Below are 19,197 nucleotides of genomic sequence, written 5' to 3' on the forward strand. Positions count from 1 at the left end.
GGGACACGAAACTATTCCATCGTCGCGCGGAACGGGTGACCCGGATACACGCCGACGATGCGGAATTCGCGCGAGAAGAATTTCAGCTCCTCGATCGCGAAAGCGAGGCCCTTGTCCTCGGGGTGGCCATCGACGTCAGCGTAAAACTGGGTGGCGAAGAAATTGCCGTCGACCATGTAGCTCTCGAGCTTGGTCATGTTGACGCCGTTGGTGGCAAAACCACCGAGCGCCTTGTAGAGCGCGGCCGGCAAATTGCGCACCCGAAACACAAAAGTCGTGACCAGCGGACCGGAGCCCTGTGCGGCCCATTTCGGCTCGCGCGCCAGCACCACGAAGCGCGTGGTGTTGTGGGCCTCGTCCTCGATGTCCTCGGCGAGGATGTCGAGGCCGTAGATCTGCGCGGCGAGGCGCGAGGCGATCGCGGCGACGGACTTGTCGTTACGCTCGGAAATGTCGCGGGCGCTGCCGGCCGTATCAGCGTGCACGATTGGCTTGATGCCGAGCTTGCGAATGATCCGCCGGCACTGGCCGAGCGCGTGCACGTGGCTTTCGACGCTCTTGATGTCTTCGAGCCTGGTCCCCTTCACCGCCATCAGCTGATGCCGGACCGGCAGAAACCACTCGCCGATGATGAAGAGGCCGGAGGCCGGCAGCAAATGATGGATGTCGGCGACGCGGCCTGCGACCGAATTCTCGATCGGGATCATGCCGAGATCGGCCTCGCCCGACGAGATCGCCGACAAGGCGTCCTCGAAGGTGGCGCAGGGCATCGGCTCGGCGTCGGGATAGGCCTCGACGATGGCGATGTGGGAATTGGCGCCAGGCTCGCCTTGGAATGCGATTTTCAGCTTGCTCATGCTCGGCCTTGTAACAGCGGCTCAGGATTTGGAAAGGATGCTGCGGGCGGTTTCCAGGTCCGCCGGCGTGTCGACCCCGCGGGGCACGGTATCGACAATGGTGAAGTCGATGCGCATTCCGGCCTCGAGCGCCCGGAGCTGCTCCAGCTTCTCCTGCAGTTCCAGCGGCGAAGGCGGCAGTGAGACGTAGCGCTCCAGCGCGGCGCGGCGATAGGCGTAGAGGCCGATATGGTGGTAACGCGGCCCGTCGCCGGTCGGCGCGGTTGCGCGGGTGAAATAAAGTGCGCGCATGCGTCTGCCCCCGAGCGAGGTCCCGATCGCCTTCACGACGCTCGGCGCGAGATCCTCCTCCTCGGTGTGGATTTGCGAAGCCAGCGTTGCGATATCCACGGCGGGGTCTTGCAGCGGCGGCAGTACCTCGCGGATATTGTCGATCGTGATGGTCGGGAAATCGCCCTGGAGATTGACCACGATCTCGGCCTTGCCGTCCGGATCGAGCTTCTGCATGGCCTCGTGGATGCGGTCGGAGCCGGAGGGGTGCTCCGGGCGGGTCATCACGGCCTCGCCGCCATGGGCGGTCACGACGGACGCGATCTCCGCGGTGTCGGTTGCGACCGCGACCCGGCCTATCCCGGCGGCCTCGGCGCGGCGCATCACGTGCACGATCATCGGCTGCCCCGCGATATCGGCGAGCGGCTTGCCGGGCAGGCGGGTCGCGGCCATGCGGGCCGGGATCAGCACCAGGATGCGAGGATCGGTCATCGGGTCAAGGGCCTGGAAACGGGGCGTTTTCCGCGCCGGGAAATGGGGTGGGGACGGGCGTGAAGCCCGCTCGCTTATACGGGTTGCCAGACCCCGGGCAAACCGATATCTCAATGGCAAAACTCGGGGAAACAATTAAGGAACGTTGATTCTTCGAGGCTCGTCCTGGCGGCCGCTTTGGGCCGCTCGATCCTTCTTGCGGTGTGGGGCCTGGCCGGAAATGGACTCTTTCGAACTGAACAAGATTCTCGGTGCCGTGCTCGGCACCTGTCTCCTTCTGCTGGTGACGAGCTTCACCGCGAATGCGCTGTTCTCGCCCAAGATGCCGGAAAAGCCGGGCTTCGAGATCGCCGTGAAGGAAGACGCCGGCCACGGCAAGGAAGGCGGCGCTGCCGCCGCGGCTGCCGAGCCGATCGAAAAGCTGCTCCAGACCGCCTCGGTCGAGAAGGGCGCCTCCGCCGCCAAAAAGTGCGGCGCCTGCCACACCTTCGAGAAGGGCGGCCCGAATCGTGTCGGTCCTAATCTCTATGGCGTCGTCGGCGAGAAGCGGGGCGAGGGCCGTGGCGGCTTCAACTTCTCGGCTGCCATGAAGGCCAAGGGCGGCACCTGGACGTTTGACGATCTCAACAAGTTCATCGCCAGCCCGAAGGGCTTCATCCCCGGCACCGCAATGGGCTTCGCCGGCATTCCCAAGGATTCCGAGCGTGCCGACGTCATTGCCTATCTGAATTCGCTCTCGGAGCATCCGCAGCCGCTGCCGACGGCCTCAAAGTAAAAGCCTCGAAACCCCATCTTGGACTATGCGGCCGGGCTGAAAAGCCTGGCCGTTTTTATATCCGGGCCGCGCGGTGACGTTATCAGGGCGTTTGGCCGCACCGGATGGAGCGGCCGGGCTTCCAAGATGAGGAAAAAGCAACATATTCCGTCGAAACCTCGCCTATATTGGGAACTTAAAGGAGTAGCCTCCTTCAAGACAGGAATGTGGATTTGGCCATTACCCGACGCGATCTCCTGCTCACCGGCATCGCTGCCGCAGCGCTCCCCGCCCTTGGTTCCGTAGGGGGCCTTCCCGTCGTCGGCGCGGCACACGCGCAATCCGCCAGTGAGCTGACCTGGCGACACGCGCTGTCGCTGTTCGGACAGGTCAAATACCCCGCCGACTTCAAGCGCTTCGACTACGTCAATCCGGAAGCGCCCAAAGGCGGCGTCGCACGCCAGATCGCCGTCGGCACATTCGACAATTTCAACATCGTCGTCTCCGGTGTGAAGGGGCAAGTCGCCGGTGCCGTGGCATTCATCTACGAATCCCTCACGACGGCCTCGCTCGACGAAGTCTCGACCGAATACGGCGCGCTGGCCGAGGCCGTCAGCCATCCGGATGATTTCTCCTCCGTGACTTACCGCTTGCGGCCGCAAGCCAACTGGCATGACGGCAAGCCTGTTACCGTGGACGACGTGATCTTCTCGCTCGATTCGTTCAAGAAGCACCACCCGATGTACTCGGCCTATTATAGCCATGTGGTGAAGGCCGAGAAGGTCGGTGAGCGCGAGGTGAAATTCGTGTTCGACGCACCGGGCAATCGCGAGCTGCCGCAGATTGTCGGGCAGCTCACGGTCCTGCCGAAGCATTGGTGGGAAGGAACGGACGCGCAGGGCCGGAAGCGCGATGTCTCCGCCACCACGCTCGAAGTGCCGCTGGGGTCGGGCCCCTACCGGGTCAAGGAATTCGTTGCCGGACGGTCGATCGCGCTGGAGCGCGTGAAGGATTATTGGGGGCGCGACCTCGCGGCCAATGTGGGCCGAAATAATTTCGACGAGCTGCGCTATGAGTATTTCCGCGACGCCACCGTGGCGATCGAGGCCTTCAAGGCCGATCAGGTCGATTGGCGCACCGAGAACAGCGCGAAGAACTGGGCGACGGCCTACGACTTCCCGGCCGTCACCGAAAAGCGCGTGATCCTCGAGGAGTTCGCCAATCGCAGCTCGGGCGTCATGCAGGCCTTCGTGCCGAACCTGCGCCGCGCCAAGTTCAAAGATGCGCGCGTGCGACGCGCGCTTAATTACGCGTTCGACTTCGAGGAAATGAACAAGCAGATCTTCTACGGCCAATATAAGCGCATCAGCAGTTATTTCGACGGCATCGATGAACTGATGGCAACCGGGTTGCCGCAGGGCAAGGAGCTCGAGATCCTCGAGACGGTCCGCGCCGAGGTCCCGCCCGAAGTCTTCACGACGGCCTATACCAATCCAGTCGGCGGCAGTCCGGAAGCCGTGCGCGACAATCTGCGCGAGGCACTGCGCCTGTTCAAGGAAGCCGGCTACGAGGTGCGCGACCGCAAACTGGTCGACGTCAAGACCGGCGCTCAGTTCTCGCTTGAGCTGCTGAACTCGGATCCGAGCTTTGAGCGGATCACGCTGTTCTACAAGCCGTCGCTGGAACGGCTCGGCATTGCCGTCAACGTACGGACAGTGGATCCCACCCAGTATGAGAACAGGACGCGCGAGTGGGATTTCGACATCGTCACCAACTCCTGGGGCGAGTCGCAGTCCCCTGGCAACGAGCAGCGCGAATTCTGGTCCTCGAAGACGGCTGACATCGCCGGTTCACGCAATATTACCGGCATCAAAAATCCGGCGGTCGACAAGCTGATCGAGCGGGTGATCTACGCCAAGGGTCGCGACGATCTCGTCGCGGCAACCAAGGCACTCGACCGCGTGCTGCTGTGGAATCACTACGTCGTGCCGCAGTGGACTTATACGAAGGTGCGCACCGCGCGCTGGGATCGCTTCGGCCGGCCGGCGGAATTGCCCAGATACGGTCAGTCCGGCTTTCCGTTCATCTGGTGGTATGACGCGGACAAAGCGGCGCGGATCGCAAAGAAGTCGTGAGGGGCAGTTCTCGCATGACGCAGCTTTCACGCCGGCATGTGCTGGCCCTGAGTGCCGGTGGCGCGTTCAGCGCCGCCTGGCTCCGGGGCGCGGCAGCGTCCGAGATGCTCGCCGAGGCCCACGGCATGTCGGCCTTCGGCGACCTCAAATATCCCGCCGATTTCCATCACTTCGGCTACGTCAATGTCGACGCGCCGAAGGGTGGTACTTTCTCGCTGATCCCGTCGGTGCGCGCCTACAACCAGTCCTACCAGACCTTCAACTCGCTCAATGCCTTCATCCTCAAAGGCGATGGCGCGCAGGGCATGGACATGACCTTTGCGCCGCTGATGGTGCGAGCCAACGACGAACCCGACGGGATGTACGGGCTTGCCGCCAAATCTGTAAATATATCGGCAGACAGGCTGGTCTACCGCTTCACCATACGGCCCGAGGCGAAATTCCATGACGGCACCAAGCTCACCGCGCACGACGCGGCGTTTTCGCTGACGGCGCTGAAGACCAAGGGCCATCCGCTGATCATCGTGCAGATGCGCGACATGGTCAGCGCGGAAGCCGTCGACGAGGCGACGCTTGTCGTCACTTTTGCTAAGGGACGCGCGCGTGACGTGCCGCTCTATGTGGCGAGCCTGCCGATCTTCTCGAAAGCCTACTATGCCTCCCGTCCGTTCGACGAAACGTCTCTGGAGATCCCGTTGGGTTCGGGCCCGTACAAGGTCGGCAAGTTCGAGGTCAACCGCTACATCGAATACGAGCGCGTCAAGGATTGGTGGGCTGCCGATCTGCCCCCCTGTCGTGGTAGCTACAATTTCGACGTTGTACGCTACGAATTCTACCGGGACCGCGATGTCGCCTTCGAAGGTTTCACCGGCAAGAACTATCTCTACCGCGAGGAGTTCACCTCCCGTCTCTGGGCGACGCGCTACGACTTCCCTGCGGTGAAGGACGGTCGCGTCAAGATGGAGGTCGTACCCGACGACACGCCGTCCGGTGCACAAGGATGGTTCATCAACACGCGGCGCGACAAGTTCAGGGATCCTCGGGTACGAGAGGCACTGATCGACGCCTTCGACTTCGAGTGGACCAACAAGACCATCATGTACGGTGCTTATGCCCGCACGGTGTCGCCATTTCAGAACTCGGACCTCATGGCCAGCGGCGGGCCTCCGCCGCCGGAAGAGTTGAAGCTGCTCGAGCCGTTTCGCGGCCAGATTCCCGACGAGGTGTTCGCCGCGCCGTTCACGCCGCCGGTCTCGGACGGCTCCGGGCAGGACCGCAGCCTGCTGCGCAAGGCGCAGCAATTGCTCAGCGACGCCGGCCTGCCGATCAAGGACGGCAAGCGGGTGCTGCCGAACGGCGAGATATTCAGGATCGAATTTCTGTTGGACGAGCCTTCATTCCAGCCGCACCATGGGCCCTACATCAAGAATCTCGCGACGCTCGGCATCGAAGCGAGCGTGCGCCTCGTCGATGCCGTACAACACAAGGCGCGCCAGGAAGATTTCGACTTCGATATGACGATTCAACGCTTCAGCATGTCGGCGACGCCGGGCGATGCCATGCGCTCGTTCTTCTCGTCGCAGGTCGCGGCAACGAAGGGTTCGTACAATCTCGCGGGCATCGCCAGTCCTGCCATCGATGCCATGATCGAGAAGATCATGGCGGCTGACTCCCGCGAGGAATTGACCGTCGCCTGCCGCGCCTTCGATCGCCTGTTCCGTGCCGGCCGTTATTGGGTGCCGCAATGGTATAACAAGACGCACCGGCTTGCTTATTGGGACCAGTTCGGCCGTCCGCAGAAGCTGCCGCGTTATGCCAACGGAGTCGGCGCCCCCGACATCTGGTGGCATGATGGCGGCAAGGCCGCCAAGCTCGAGCAGGCGAAACAGCCATGAGCGCCTATATCGCCCGCCGTATCCTGCTGATGATCCCGACCTTGCTCGGGATCCTCTTCGTCTCCTTCATCGTCGTGCAGTTCGCGCCGGGCGGCCCGGTCGAGCGCGTAATCGCGCAGCTCTCGGGTGCCGACACCGGCGGTACCTCGCGCATTTCGGGCGGCAGCGACTTTGCGCAGCGCGCCCCGGGGCAGTTAGGCGCCGGCGGCGATGCCATCAATTCGAAATATCGCGGCGCTCAAGGCCTCGATCCCGATTTCATCAAAAAGCTGGAAGTGCAGTTCGGCTTCGACAAGCCGGCCCCGGAGCGCTTCGCATTGATGGTGTGGAATTTCGCCCGCTTCGATTTCGGCAAGAGCTATTTCCGCGACGTCAGCGTGCTGCAGCTCGTCAAGGAGAAGTTGCCGGTCTCGATCTCGCTCGGCATCTGGCTGACGCTGCTGACCTACCTGATCTCGATTCCGCTCGGCATCCGCAAGGCGGTCAGGGACGGGACGCGCTTCGACACCTGGACCTCGAGCGTGCTCGTGCTCGGCTATGCCATTCCCGGGTTCCTGTTCGCGATCCTGCTGATCATCCTGTTTGCCGGCGGTTCGTTCTTCAACTGGTTCCCGCTGCGCGGACTGACGTCAGACGGCTGGTCGCAGTTTCCGTGGTACTGGAAGATCATCGATTACTTCTGGCATTTGACGCTGCCGCTGATCGCGATGGGGCTCGGTGCGTTCACCACCATGACGTTCCTGACCAAGAACTCGTTCCTGGACGAGATCCGCAAGCAATACGTGATGACCGCCCGCGCGAAAGGCTGCAGCGAGAATCGGGTGCTCTATGGTCACGTCTTCCGCAACGCGATGCTGATCGTCATCGCCGGCTTTCCCAGCACCTTCATTCACGCCTTCTTCTCGGGCTCGCTTCTGATCGAGACCATCTTCTCGCTGGACGGGCTGGGACTGCTCAGTTTCGAGAGCGTTCTCAACCGCGACTACCCCGTGGTGTTCGGTACACTCTTCATTTTTTCGCTCGTCGGGCTCGTGATCAACCTGATTTCTGACCTCACCTATATGTGGATCGATCCGCGGATCGATTTCGAGGCGCGGGAGGTCTGATGACTCTGGCCGCCCCCACCACGCCGATCGAAACCACTGCGAAGTCGCCGCTCGGCGATGCCGTGCCGATGACGCGCAAACAGTTCGTGCCATCGCCGCTCAACAGGCGCCGCTGGCAGAATTTCAAGGCGAACCGGCGCGGCTATTGGTCGTTCTGGATCTTCCTGATCCTGTTTGTGGTATCGCTGTTCGCCGAGTTGATCGCCAATGATCGGCCGTTCCTGATCAAATATGATGGCCACCTCTATTGGCCGTCCGTCGTCACCTATTCGGAAACCGCTTTCGGCGGCGACTTCGAAACGGCAGCCGACTATCGCGATCCCTATTTGCAGAAGTTGATCAAGGACAAGGGTGGCAGCATCGTCTGGCCGCTGATCCGCTATTCCTACGACACCCACAATCTCGATCTGCCGACCCCGGCGCCGTCGCGGCCGACCTGGATGTTGACGGAAGCGCAGTGCAAGCCTGTGGTCGAGAAGAAGGGCCTCAAGAGCTGCCGCGATCTCGAATACAACTGGCTCGGCACCGACGATCAAGGCCGCGACGTGGTAGCGCGGCTGATCTACGGCTTCCGCATTTCGGTGCTGTTCGGCCTCTGCCTGACCATCGTCTCCTCCGTCGTCGGCATCGCGGCCGGCGCGGTACAGGGCTATTTCGGCGGCTGGATCGACCTGTTGTTCCAGCGTTTCATCGAAATATGGACTGCGATCCCTTCGCTCTATCTGCTGCTGATCCTGTCGTCGGTGCTGGTGCCCGGTTTCTTCGTGCTTCTCGGCATCCTGCTGTTGTTTTCCTGGGTGTCGCTGGTCGGACTCGTCCGCGCGGAATTCCTGCGCGGGCGCAATTTCGAGTACATCCAGGCGGCGCGGGCGCTCGGCGTGTCGAACAAGGTCATCATGTTCCGGCATCTGTTGCCGAACGCGATGGTCGCGACCATGACATTCCTGCCTTTCATCGTGTCGAGTTCGGTGATGACGCTGACGGCGCTCGATTTCCTCGGGTTCGGACTGCCGCCCGGCTCGCCGTCGCTCGGCGAGCTGCTGTCGCAGGGCAAGTCCAACGTGCAGGCGCCCTGGCTCGGTTTCTCCGGCTTCTTCTCGGTTGCGATCATGCTGTCGCTCTTGATCTTCATCGGCGAGGCCGTGCGCGACGCCTTCGATCCGCGCAAGACGTTCAGGTAGGCCAATGGACGCGATCAATCAGCCTTTGCTCAGCGTGCGCGAGCTCTCGGTTGCCTTCCACCAGGGCGGCGCCACCACGCTCGCGGTCGACAAGGTCTCGTTCCAGATCAGGCGCGGCGAGTGCGTGGCGCTGGTCGGCGAGTCCGGCTCCGGCAAGTCGGTAAGCGCGCTTTCGATCCTCAAACTCTTGCCCTATCCGAACGCCTCGCATCCCTCGGGCAGCATCCGCTTCAAGGGACAGGAACTGATCGACCGGTCGGAGCAGGAGATGCGGGAGATTCGCGGCAGCGACATCTCGATCATCTTCCAGGAGCCGATGACCTCGCTCAATCCACTGCACACGATCGAGGCGCAGATCGGCGAGATCATCCAGCTGCACAATCCGACCAGCAATGCCGAGGCGCGCAGGCGGACGCTGGAATTGCTGACGCAGGTCGGCATTCCCGAGCCCGAAACGCGGCTGAAGAGCTATCCGCACCAGCTCTCCGGCGGCCAGCGCCAGCGCGTGATGATCGCGATGGCGCTCGCCAACGAGCCGGACCTCCTGATCGCGGACGAGCCGACCACGGCGCTCGACGTCACCGTGCAGGCGCAGATCCTGACGCTGCTCGCAGAGATTCGCAGCCGGCTCGGCATGAGCCTGCTCTTCATCACCCACGATCTCGGCATCGTGCGCCGCATCGCCGACCAGGTCTGCGTCATGAAGGGCGGCGAGATCGTCGAGCAGGGGCCGGTTGAGCAGGTCTTCAAGAGCCCGAAGCATCCCTATACGCGCGACTTGCTCGCCGCGGAACCGAAGCCGGATCCGGCGCCGCCGCAGCCGGATGCGCCGGTGGTGATGTCGGCCGATGACCTCAAGGTCTGGTTTCCGATCAAGCGCGGGTTGATGCGCAAGACGGTCGGTCACATCAAAGCGGTCGACGGCGTCAGCATCGCCGTGCGCAAGGGCGAGACGCTTGGCGTCGTCGGCGAGTCCGGCTCGGGCAAGACCACGCTGGGGCTCGCATTGCTGCGGCTGATCTCCTCGAACGGACGCATTGTGTTCCTGGGAAAGGATATCCAGGGTCTCCGCTTCAAGGAGATGCGGCCGTTCCGACGCGACATGCAGATCGTGTTCCAGGATCCGTTCGGCTCGCTCAGCCCGCGCATGTCGGTCGCCGACATCGTCGCCGAAGGCCTCACCGTGCATCAGCCGCAGCTCTCGCGCGGCGAGCGTGAGGAGCGCGTCGTCAAGGCGCTCGAGGACGTCGGATTGAAGCCGGATACCCGCAACCGTTATCCGCATGAATTCTCCGGCGGCCAGCGCCAGCGCATCAGCATCGCGCGGGCGGTGGTGCTGGAGCCGGATTTCGTCGTGCTGGACGAGCCGACCAGTGCGCTCGACATGCTGATTCAGGCGCAGATGGTCGATCTGCTGCGTGAATTGCAGCGCCGTCGCGATCTCACTTACATGTTCATCTCGCACGATCTGCGCGTCGTTGCCTCGCTCGCCAGCCATCTGATCGTGATGCGCGGCGGCAAGGTGGTCGAGGAAGGCCAGGCCGCCGAGCTCTTCAAGAATCCGAAGACGGATTACACGCGCGCGCTGTTTGCGGCGGCGTTCCGGCTGGAGACGGCGGGGAACGGATCGGCGGCGACTTAGCGCCGTCAGAGCCGCTTGATCGCGGTGACCTCGCTGCCGGCTTGCTTGATCCGTGCGATGGCCGGCTCGATTGGTTCGATCACCGTTGCCATGTGATACGCATTGGCGTGAACCATCGTGCCGGCGTCGCTGACGATGGCGACGTGGCCCTTCCAGAAAATGAGATCGCCGCGCAGCAAGCTCATCTGCTCATGCGGCTCCAGCGCGCGGCCGAGCCCGGCCTGCTGCATGTCGCTGTCGCGCGGGCAGCCGATCCCCGCCGATGTCAGCGAGACCTGGACGAGGCCGGAGCAATCGACGCCAAGGCTGCTCTTTCCACCCCAGAGATAGGGCGTGCCGACGAAATGCTCGGCGACTCCGACGAAATCCGGCTCGCGATGACCGAGCGGCGCGAGATGAGCCTTCGGCAGATATTGTCCGTCGCGCGTCACGGCGAAGCTGCCGTCCTCGCGTGCAACCGCTATCTTCGATCCCATCACCAGCGTGTCTGCCGGCGGCAGCTTGATCGAGGGACCGGGAAAGGCAAAGGTTCGTAGCGCAACGACCACGTGGGTCGGGGCGGCCGAGGGCTTCATCAGCGCTGCGTCCGGCAGCCAGCCGACATAGCCGTCACCGGAAAGTTGACCCCACGCCCAGCCTTCGCCGTTGCGGTCGTAGACCGTGACGCGCTCGCCACGCAACGCTTGTGTCATCAGCATCGCGTTCGGCGACGGCTGCTCGCGCACGGGCGCGATCGCCTCGATGATCTCGAATTCCTCGCCCGTGACGAAGCGCTCCGCCTGCACCTTGCCTTCGAGATATTTCGCGGCGAGGTCGCCTCGCGATGGTGTCAGCCTTGGATCGTGGCTTGGATCGTATTTTGGATCGAGTCCTGGATCACGCATAGCGCTCGCTCAGCAATGTGTAGATCGCACGCGCGGCCTGGCACTCGCCCCCCTCGGGGCGTGCGGGCTTCGCCGACGGCGTCCAGCCGTAGATGTCGACATGCAGCCAGCTCCTGGCCTGTTCGACGAAGCGTTGCAGGAACAGCGCGCAGATGATCGAGCCGGCAAAGCCGCCGGATGGTGCGTTGGTGATGGTGGCCGTCTTGGAGTCCAGCCACGCATCGTAGGGCGGCCACAGCGGCATGCGCCACAACGGATCGTTCTCCCTCACCGCGCATCGCGCCACGTCGGCGGCAAGCGCCTCATCATTGGTGTAAAAGGGAGGTAGATCCGGCCCCAGCGCGACGCGTGCCGCTCCCGTCAGCGTGCCGAGATCGATCAGCAGGTCCGGCTTCTCCTCGTCCGCTAGCGCCAGCGCGTCGGCGAGCACCAGCCGCCCCTCCGCGTCCGTATTGCCGATCTCGACGGTGATGCCCTTGCGCGAGGTGAAGATGTCGAGCGGGCGGAAGGCATTGCCCGCGACCGCGTTCTCCACGGCCGGAATCAGAACGCGCAGTCGCACCTTCAGCTTCGCATCCATCACCATGCGGGCCAGCGCCAGCACGTTGGCGGCGCCTCCCATGTCCTTCTTCATGATCAGCATGCCGCTCGACGGCTTCAGGTCGAGCCCGCCGGTGTCGAAGCAGACGCCCTTGCCGACCAACGTCACCTTGGGATGAGCCGGGTCGCCCCAGCCGATGTCGATCAGCCGCGGCGCGCGGTCCGAGGCCATGCCGACGGCGTGGATCAGCGGAAAATTCGTCTTCAAGTCGTCACCGATGGTGCAGGCAAAGCTTGCACCGAATTCGGCGGCGAGATCCTGCGCGGCTGCGGCCAGCTCCTCCGGCCCCATGTCGTTGGCCGGCGTGTTGATGAGGTCGCGCGCCAGCATTGCGGCGTCCGCCATGCGGTTGATCTGGGTCGCATCGACGCCGTCGGGTGGCACGAGGCGGACGTCGGGACGATCCGCCTTGCGGTACCGGGCGAAGCGGTAGCTGCCGAGCGCGAAGGCGAGTGCGGCGAGCCGTGCATCGTGCGGTGCATTGGCGAAGCGATAGACGCCCGGCGGCAGCAGCCCGGGCAGGGCGCCCGGTCGGAACAGGTCGCGCGATTTTGCACCTTCGTCCTCGAGCCCGAACAGCACTTGCGCGATCGCGCCATCGGGCGCGGGCAGCGCGAGATAGCCGCCCGGCTTTGCGGTAAACGCGCTCGCAGTGGCGAACTGGCGTTGCGCCGCCGGTAGCCCCTCGGCGACCTGATCCCAGCTCGACTTGGTGACGAAGGTGATCGGGATGGCGGTAGGCGACGTCTCAAAGACAGAAGGCATTGGCGGGTCCGGATCGTCAGATCGAGCGGGTCATACGAACGGACGAGATTTCGCAGAGTTTCGTCGCCGCCGCAATCAGCTTTGCTGCCATCGTTCAGCGATCCGCTACTCGCAGCAAGGGGGCCATGCTAGGTTCCGGCAACGGCCGTCGGGTGCGGAGATCTCCGGCGGCCGACGACAAAGCCGGCCGGGAGGAAATGCAATGGAATTTGTGTGGAGCGTGGTCACATTCATCGGCCAGGCGGTCGAGGCGATTTTTGGCTATGTCGAGCATCATCATTGGATATTCGCGTTCCTTGCCGGTGGTTACGTCTTCTATCTCCACGACCGCTCCGTTCACGCGCGGTTCGATGCGCTCGACAAGCGCGTTGACGAAATCCGCAAGCGGCTCGCCATCGAATATTGAGCTGATGAGCGAAACCATCATCGGGCGGAACCCGTATCTCATGCGGTTCACGCGAGCTGCCGCAGGGCTTTACTAGCGCTGGGGTTGTGACATTATTGGCCAATATTTTAGATTGTGCCGTGCGGTTGTGCACGTGGCTAGAGTCGATTCTTACCCTGGCTCATCACGGCCCGGGTTGAGACCGGAGAGAACCTTATCGTCGAAGGCATTTCTCTTATCGCTTGGGCGGCGCGGCATTTGCAAACAAGCGGCGCAAAATGGATAGATCGTTCGTCATCGTACAGATTTCCGACCTGCATCTGGACGGGTCGGGTCGGCTGCTTCCGACGATCGAGACGCTCAACGCCGCGATTCGCGAGAGGATGGCGGACTTCGCGGGCCTTCCCGATCGCATCCTGCTGATCACCGGCGATATCGTGGACGACCCGACGCCGCCTGCGCTCGACGAAGCGCTCGCCGTCATTGCATCGTTCCGACATACCGGGCTGTTCACCGATATCCAGGCAATCGCCGGCAATCAAGACGTCAAGCGACCGAGCCAGCGTGCTGGCCGCCACGACGTCTATGATTACCTGCACTTGCCGCGGACCTCGAAGAGCGTCTACTACCGTCAGGCCGGCCTCGATCTGGTGCTGCTGGATTCCAACCGCGCGAGCCTCACAACGCTCGCGAGCGGGAACGTCGACCAGAGCGCCTATAATGCCATGGTTTCGGCGTCCGCGCGGCTGAGCGTCGAACTCGCGGGGAGCCTCGGGTCGAGCGGCCGCGCCGATTATGCCGAGCCGGTGGAAAACCTCGTGCGCGTGCTGGCGCTGCACCATCATCCACTGCCGCAGGCGACCGGAGAGGGAAAGCGGTTTCTCGGCGTGCCCGACGAGCCGCTGATGTATCTCGCCGCGCCCGCGACCTTCCTCGAAGCGGCGACATCGCTCAACGTCGATCTGGTTCTGCACGGACACCGACATGTCGAAGGGCTGACGCGCTATTCGATTCCCGATCCGCGCGCCACGAGCGAGAGCGATGATGCATTCTGGCGCACGATCTACGTCTTGGCCTGTCCGTCATCGACCGGGCAGGCCGGTGACGACGCCGGCTTCAACGTCATCCATTTCGGCCCGATGTCCCACCCGATGTCCCATGGCGGCCGCATCGAGTATCGCTTTGCGATCGCCCGCTACTCACGTCCGCGCAAGGACGGTGACTTCAGGCCGCTCGATTCCAACCTGCCGCACGGCGTCGTCAGGCTGCCGGCCGGGCGGGATTTTTCCCGAGATCCGGCTGTCCAGTCGGGCGTCGAGATCGACGCATGCACGACGCTGAAACGGGATCAAGTCGCAGCATTCGCCCGCCGGCTCCTGCTGCGCCGCGCCTTCCATGCCGACGGCGAGGTGGATTGGGCCGATTTGCTTCACGTCTATCTCGTCACCTCTCACGTCTGGGCCGATCTCGAAAGCAAGTTCTCGAGATCGGCACGCAAGCATGACGTCGAGGCTGTGGCCGCGGTGACCTCGCTGCTGCGTCGATTGATCGAGCAGTCCGCAAATGTGCTCGGCATCGACGTTTTTCAACTCGACGAGCTCCGCGCGAGGCGTCTGATCAATCGTGACGATCTTCGGCGCGAGTTGCCGAGGGTGGCCCGCCCGGGCATCGATGTGGAGATCGAGACGCGGCAACGTCTGCAATTGTTGCGGGACCTGAACGAGCAGGCGAAGGCGCTCGGCCTCGATGCGGATCTCGGCGGCGAGATGCCGCCGCAGGCGCCGCAGTGATGGGCGCGGGCCGGGGGCATTAACCGGCCGTTAGGGTTAACAGTCTATTGCTGGCGCGTTCGGCTCGATCAATCGGCTCGAGAGTCAAAGCGTCATGCGTCAACGGTTCAGTCTTGACCGGTTCAGTCTTGCCCGGCTTCTTGCGTCCACCTCGCTGGTCGCGGCGTTGGCCATGGGCCTCGGCGGCTGCACGGCGATGTCGAAACTCTCCGACGTCACGGGCTCGGTCGGGCCGCGGGCCGAAGCCGCTCCCGCCGATCCCGCGCGCGCTGCCGAACTCTATGGCGAGCGCTATCGTGCCAATCCCAAGGACGCCGACGCGGCGCTCGCCTACGGCCAGGCCCTGCGCGCCAACGGCCAGCGCGCCCAGGCCGCCGCCGTGCTCGAGCAGGCGACCATCGCCAATCCCGGCAACAAGGCGCTGATGGCGCAATACGGCCGCGCGCTCTCAGACAACGGCAATTTTCAGCAAGCCTTCGACGTGCTGACGAAGGCGCATTCACCCGACAACCCGGATTGGCGCCTGCTCTCGGTGCAGGGGACCGCGCTCGATCAGATGGGCCGTCACGAGGAAGCGCGTTCCTATTATGCGAGCGCGCTCAAAATCGCGCCTGGCGATCCCGGCGTGCTCTCCAATCTCGGCCTGTCCTACATGCTGTCGAGAGACCTGCCGAAGGCCGAAGATGCGCTGCGGCAGGCCTATGCCTCACCGCACGCAAGCGCGCGAGTGCGGCAGAATCTCGGTCTGGTCGTCGGTCTCCAGGGCCGCTTCGCCGAAGCCGAGACCATCGTGAAGTCGGACCTGCCGCCGGACCAGGCTGCGGCCAATGTCGCCTATCTCAAGGAAATGCTGACCCGCAGCGACGTCAGGCGGGGTGCGCCGAAGCGGACTCCGGTCGCCTCGCTGGGCCAGTCCGACTGATCAGACGTGATCTTCCAATCTTTATCGTCCAATCTTGAAGGCAGCCGCGGACCGTGCACGGTCCGCGTCTAACGTCATTGCATCTCGGTCACCTTGATGCCGGTCGGTCCGAGAATGACGACGAACAGCACCGGCAGGAAGAACAGGATCATCGGTACCGTCAGCTTCGGCGGCAGTGCTGCGGCCTTTTTCTCGGCTTCGTTCATGCGCATGTCGCGGTTTTCCTGCGCCATCACCCGCAGGGAGTGGCCGAGCGGGGTGCCGTAACGCTCCGCCTGCTGGAGCGCTAGACATACCGACTTGACGCCCTCAAGTCCGGTGCGCCGCGCGAGGTTCTCGTAGGCGACCTTGCGGTCCTGCAAATAGGACAGCTCGGCCGTGGTCAGGGTGAACTCCTCCGACAGCGCGATCGACTGGCCCACGATTTCGACCGCGACCTTCCGGAATGCCATCTCGACCGACATGCCGGACTCGATGCAGATCAGGAGCAAGTCGAGCGCATCGGGAAAGGCACGCTTGATCGAGAGTTGACGCTTGGAGATCGCGTTCCTGAGGAACAGCATCGGTGCCTGAAGTCCGAGATAGGCCGCACCCACACAGATGCCGATCTTGATCGGCATCGACTGCTGCATATGCGCGATCAGGAACACGTAGACGATCGAACCGACGAACAGCACGATCGGGGCAACCAGGCGGGCAAACAGGAAGGTGATGTAGGGCGCCTGGCCTCGATAACCCGCCATGATGAGCTTGTCCCGCGCAGCTTCTTGCGCGAGCCATTTTGTCAGGTTGAAGTCGTCGACGACCTTCGAGACGAGCTGCTTCGGCGTTTGGCGCAGCGAGACTTTTTCACTCTTGTGGAGGCGCTCGCGCTCGCGCTGCCGGATGCGCTCACGTTCGTTCGCCACCGCCTTCATGCGCTTGGAAAGGCCTTCGCCCGCGAACAGCGGCATGACCAGTGTATAGACGGTGGCGCTGGCGGCAATGGCCGCCAGCAGCATCGTCATGAAGTGGACGTCGTGAAGTTTCGCAACGAGGAACTCTACCATAAGGCACCATCAGAAGTCGAAATTGATCATCTTCTTCATCACCATGATGCCAATCGACATCCAGACGACGCAGCCGACCAGCATGAGCTGGCCGGTGGGATGAGTCCAAAGAATCGAGATGTATCCCGGCGTCGTCAGGTAGACGAGGAACATCACGATCGGCGGCAGCGAGCCGATGATGCCGGCCGAGGCCTTGGCTTCCATCGACATCGCCTGGATCTTCTCCTTCATCTTCTTGCGGTCGCGCAGCACCCTGGAGAGGTTACCGAGTGCTTCGGAGAGATTGCCGCCCGATTTCTGCTGGATCGAGATGACGATGCCGAAGAAATTGGCCTCGGGCAGTGGCATCCGATCATAGAGTCGCGTGCAGGCCTCGCCGAGCGGCATGCCGATCGCCTGCGTCTCGATGATGGACAGAAACTCGGAGCGCAGCGGCTCCGGCGCGTCGGCGGCGACGACCTTGATCGATTCGAACAGCGGCAGGCCCGCCTTGATGCCGCGGACGATGACGTCGACCGCGTCGGGCAGCGCCTTCAGGAATTTGGCTTCGCGGCGCTTCTTCAGGAAACTCAGCGCCCAGCGGGGCAGACCGAAGCCGCCGGCAAAAGCGAGGCCGGCGGCACCGAGCAGGCCGCCCCCAATGAACAAGGCGAGCGCGAACAGCACGCCCGCCACGACGGCGGACACGATCCAGAATTTCTGCGGCGCCCAGTCGAGGCCGGCCTGCGACAGGCGAACACTGAGCGGTACGCTCTTCTCCTGCTGGCGCCGCGCCTCGAGATCCTTGAGCGAGGTCTCGACCTGCTCGCGGCGCGAGCGCTGCGTCTTCTCGGCCGCGCGGGCCGTGGGCGCCTCGGCGCGCGAGATCGAGGCGCGGCGGCTCTCGGCCTTCCGTTCCCCGGACAGCATTGGATAAAGAAAGACCCAGGCGAGGCCGCCGACGGCGGCGGTGGCAAGGAAGGCGAGGGCAAGGACTTGCATGTTCATGGCTGCGCTGACCTGCTCACGTCGTGGGCGCCACTTCCGCGGCATCGAGCGCCGCGGCAAGGCGCTTTTCTTCGCCGTAATAGCGGGCGCGTTCCCAGAACTTCGGGCGGCCGATTCCGGTAGACCGGTGCCGGCCGATGATCTTGCCGTTGGCGTCCTCGCCGACCATGTCGTAGAGGAAGACGTCCTGGGTGATGATGGTGTCGCCTTCCATGCCCATCACTTCGGTGATGTGGGTGATGCGGCGCGAACCGTCGCGCAAGCGCGCGGCCTGGACGATGACGTCGATCGAGGCGCAGATCATCTCGCGGATGGTGCGTGAAGGCAGGGAGAAGCCGCCCATCGTGATCATGGATTCGCAGCGCGATAGCGCCTCGCGCGGATTGTTGGCGTGCAGCGTGCCCATCGAGCCGTCATGGCCGGTGTTCATGGCCTGGAGCAGGTCGAACGCCTCGGGTCCGCGGACTTCGCCGACGATGATGCGCTCGGGACGCATACGCAGGCAGTTGCGCACCAGCTCGCGCATGGTGACCTGGCCCTCGCCCTCGATGTTGGGCGGGCGGGTCTCCAGTCGCACCACGTGCGGCTGCTGGAGCTGGAGTTCGGCGGCGTCTTCGCAGGTGATGACGCGCTCGTCGTGCTCGATGTAGTTGGTCAGGCAGTTGAGCAACGTGGTCTTGCCCGAGCCCGTACCGCCGGAGATCAGCACGTTGCAGCGGACGCGGCCGATGATCTGTAGGATTTCCGCGCCCTCCGGCGAGATTGCGCCGAACTTGACGAGCTGATCGAGCGTCAGCTTGTCCTTCTTGAATTTGCGGATGGTGAGCGTGGGGCCGTCGATCGACAGCGGGGGCACGATGGCGTTGACGCGGGAGCCGTCGGCCAGGCGCGCGTCGCAGATCGGCGAGGATTCGTCGACGCGCCGGCCGACCTGGCTGACGATACGCTGGCAGATGTTGAGGAGCTGCTGATTGTCGCGGAAGCGGATACCGGTGCGTTGGATCTTGCCGGCGACCTCGATGTAAACGGTGTCGGCGCCGTTGACCATGATGTCGGCGATGTCGTCGCGCGACAACAGCGGCTCCAGCGGACCGTAGCCGAGGACGTCATTGCAGATGTCGTCGAGCAGCTCTTCCTGCTCGGCGATCGACATCACGATGTTCTTGATCGCGATGATCTCGTTGACGATGTCCCGGATTTCCTCGCGCGCGGACTCCGAATCGAGCTTGGCGAGCTGGGCGAGGTCGATGGCCTCGATCAGCGCGCCGAAGATGGTCGCCTTGACCTCGTAATAATTGTCCGAGCGGCGGGCTTCCATGGTCGGCGCAGGCTTCGCCGGGGCAAGGGGCGGCGAGGAGACTGCCGGCGGCGGCGGCACGCGCGACACGGTCGGCGCCGAAGCCTGGGCAGGCTCTGGCGACACGGCACCGGGCTTTGGGGCCCGAGGGTCGGTGTCTGTTCCGCTACGCTTACCGAACACTT

The 19,197-nt window shown here is 63.6% G+C and carries 16 protein-coding genes; 9 read left to right on the forward strand and 7 right to left on the reverse strand.

All coding sequences use genetic code 11. The features are described from left to right. Window positions 1-11: 11 nt before the first annotated feature. Together ABIC03_RS28410 and ABIC03_RS28415 are read right to left on the reverse strand one after the other, a co-directional pair. A complete protein-coding gene (locus ABIC03_RS28410) occupies window positions 12-857 on the reverse strand; it encodes a prephenate dehydratase (protein ID WP_085351723.1) in 846 nt (281 codons plus the stop codon). A gap of 21 nt (window positions 858-878) precedes the next feature. Next, window positions 879-1,619: a 3-deoxy-manno-octulosonate cytidylyltransferase gene (locus ABIC03_RS28415; protein WP_275172303.1), complete on the reverse strand. Its 741-nt coding sequence runs from the start codon at window positions 1,617-1,619 to the stop codon at window positions 879-881. Between the two features lie 220 nt (window positions 1,620-1,839). On the opposite strand from ABIC03_RS28415, the gene ABIC03_RS28420 reads away from it, so the two are divergent. The 6 genes from ABIC03_RS28420 (at window position 1,840) to ABIC03_RS28445 (ending at window position 10,332) form a co-directional block, all read left to right on the forward strand. Then, window positions 1,840-2,394: a c-type cytochrome gene (locus ABIC03_RS28420; RefSeq protein WP_275172302.1), complete on the forward strand. Its 555-nt coding sequence runs from the start codon at window positions 1,840-1,842 to the stop codon at window positions 2,392-2,394. Between the two features lie 212 nt (window positions 2,395-2,606). Further along, window positions 2,607-4,508: an extracellular solute-binding protein gene (locus ABIC03_RS28425; protein ID WP_275172301.1), complete on the forward strand. Its 1,902-nt coding sequence runs from the start codon at window positions 2,607-2,609 to the stop codon at window positions 4,506-4,508. 14 nt (window positions 4,509-4,522) lie between these two features. Next, window positions 4,523-6,403: an extracellular solute-binding protein gene (locus ABIC03_RS28430; RefSeq protein ID WP_275172300.1), complete on the forward strand. Its 1,881-nt coding sequence runs from the start codon at window positions 4,523-4,525 to the stop codon at window positions 6,401-6,403. Beyond that, window positions 6,400-7,509 (forward strand): microcin C ABC transporter permease YejB, encoded by a 1,110-nt coding sequence (locus ABIC03_RS28435; RefSeq protein ID WP_007605353.1) that lies wholly within the window; start codon window positions 6,400-6,402, stop codon window positions 7,507-7,509. The genes ABIC03_RS28430 and ABIC03_RS28435 overlap by 4 nt, the downstream gene beginning before the upstream one ends. Beyond that, a complete protein-coding gene (locus ABIC03_RS28440) occupies window positions 7,509-8,690 on the forward strand; it encodes an ABC transporter permease (protein ID WP_354062973.1) in 1,182 nt (393 codons plus the stop codon). The genes ABIC03_RS28435 and ABIC03_RS28440 overlap by 1 nt, the downstream gene beginning before the upstream one ends. Window positions 8,691-8,694: 4 nt before the next feature. After that, window positions 8,695-10,332 carry an ABC transporter ATP-binding protein gene (locus ABIC03_RS28445; RefSeq protein ID WP_275172297.1) on the forward strand — a complete coding sequence of 546 codons (1,638 nt, stop codon included), beginning with the start codon at window positions 8,695-8,697 and terminating at the stop codon, window positions 10,330-10,332. Window positions 10,333-10,337: 5 nt separating this feature from the next. On the opposite strand, the gene ABIC03_RS28450 is transcribed toward ABIC03_RS28445, so the two are convergent. Further along, on the reverse strand, window positions 10,338-11,216 hold the full coding sequence (locus tag ABIC03_RS28450) for a C40 family peptidase (protein ID WP_354062975.1): 879 nt from the start codon (window positions 11,214-11,216) through the stop codon (window positions 10,338-10,340). Next, on the reverse strand, window positions 11,209-12,582 hold the full coding sequence (locus tag ABIC03_RS28455; RefSeq protein WP_354062977.1) for a leucyl aminopeptidase family protein: 1,374 nt from the start codon (window positions 12,580-12,582) through the stop codon (window positions 11,209-11,211). Before ABIC03_RS28455 ends, ABIC03_RS28450 begins: the two co-directional genes overlap by 8 nt. Window positions 12,583-12,784: 202 nt before the next feature. Here ABIC03_RS28455 and ABIC03_RS28460 point away from each other — a divergent pair, with 202 nt between their 5' ends. From ABIC03_RS28460 to ABIC03_RS28470, 3 genes are all read left to right on the forward strand, one after another. Continuing rightward, window positions 12,785-12,988, forward strand: coding sequence for a hypothetical protein (locus ABIC03_RS28460; protein ID WP_183247077.1), 204 nt, complete (start codon window positions 12,785-12,787; stop codon window positions 12,986-12,988). 257 nt (window positions 12,989-13,245) lie between these two features. Beyond that, window positions 13,246-14,757 carry a metallophosphoesterase family protein gene (locus ABIC03_RS28465; protein ID WP_354062979.1) on the forward strand — a complete coding sequence of 504 codons (1,512 nt, stop codon included), beginning with the start codon at window positions 13,246-13,248 and terminating at the stop codon, window positions 14,755-14,757. A gap of 94 nt (window positions 14,758-14,851) precedes the next feature. Further along, complete coding sequence (locus ABIC03_RS28470; protein WP_354062981.1) at window positions 14,852-15,679, forward strand: tetratricopeptide repeat protein; 828 nt, start codon at window positions 14,852-14,854, stop codon at window positions 15,677-15,679. 74 nt (window positions 15,680-15,753) lie between these two features. On the opposite strand, the gene ABIC03_RS28475 is transcribed toward ABIC03_RS28470, so the two are convergent. From ABIC03_RS28475 to ABIC03_RS28485, 3 genes are read right to left on the reverse strand one after another with little or no spacing between them, the layout of a single operon-like run. Next, window positions 15,754-16,728 (reverse strand): type II secretion system F family protein, encoded by a 975-nt coding sequence (locus tag ABIC03_RS28475; RefSeq protein WP_275172292.1) that lies wholly within the window; start codon window positions 16,726-16,728, stop codon window positions 15,754-15,756. Window positions 16,729-16,737: 9 nt separating this feature from the next. Then, a complete protein-coding gene (locus ABIC03_RS28480) occupies window positions 16,738-17,715 on the reverse strand; it encodes a type II secretion system F family protein (protein WP_354062983.1) in 978 nt (325 codons plus the stop codon). 16 nt (window positions 17,716-17,731) lie between these two features. After that, window positions 17,732-19,195, reverse strand: a complete 1,464-nt coding sequence (locus ABIC03_RS28485) for a TadA family conjugal transfer-associated ATPase (RefSeq protein WP_275172290.1) — start codon at window positions 19,193-19,195, stop codon at window positions 17,732-17,734. Window positions 19,196-19,197: the final 2 nt, after the last annotated feature.

The organism is Bradyrhizobium sp. RT6a, assembly GCF_040547675.1.
Taxonomy (GTDB): Bacteria; Pseudomonadota; Alphaproteobacteria; order Rhizobiales; family Xanthobacteraceae; genus Bradyrhizobium.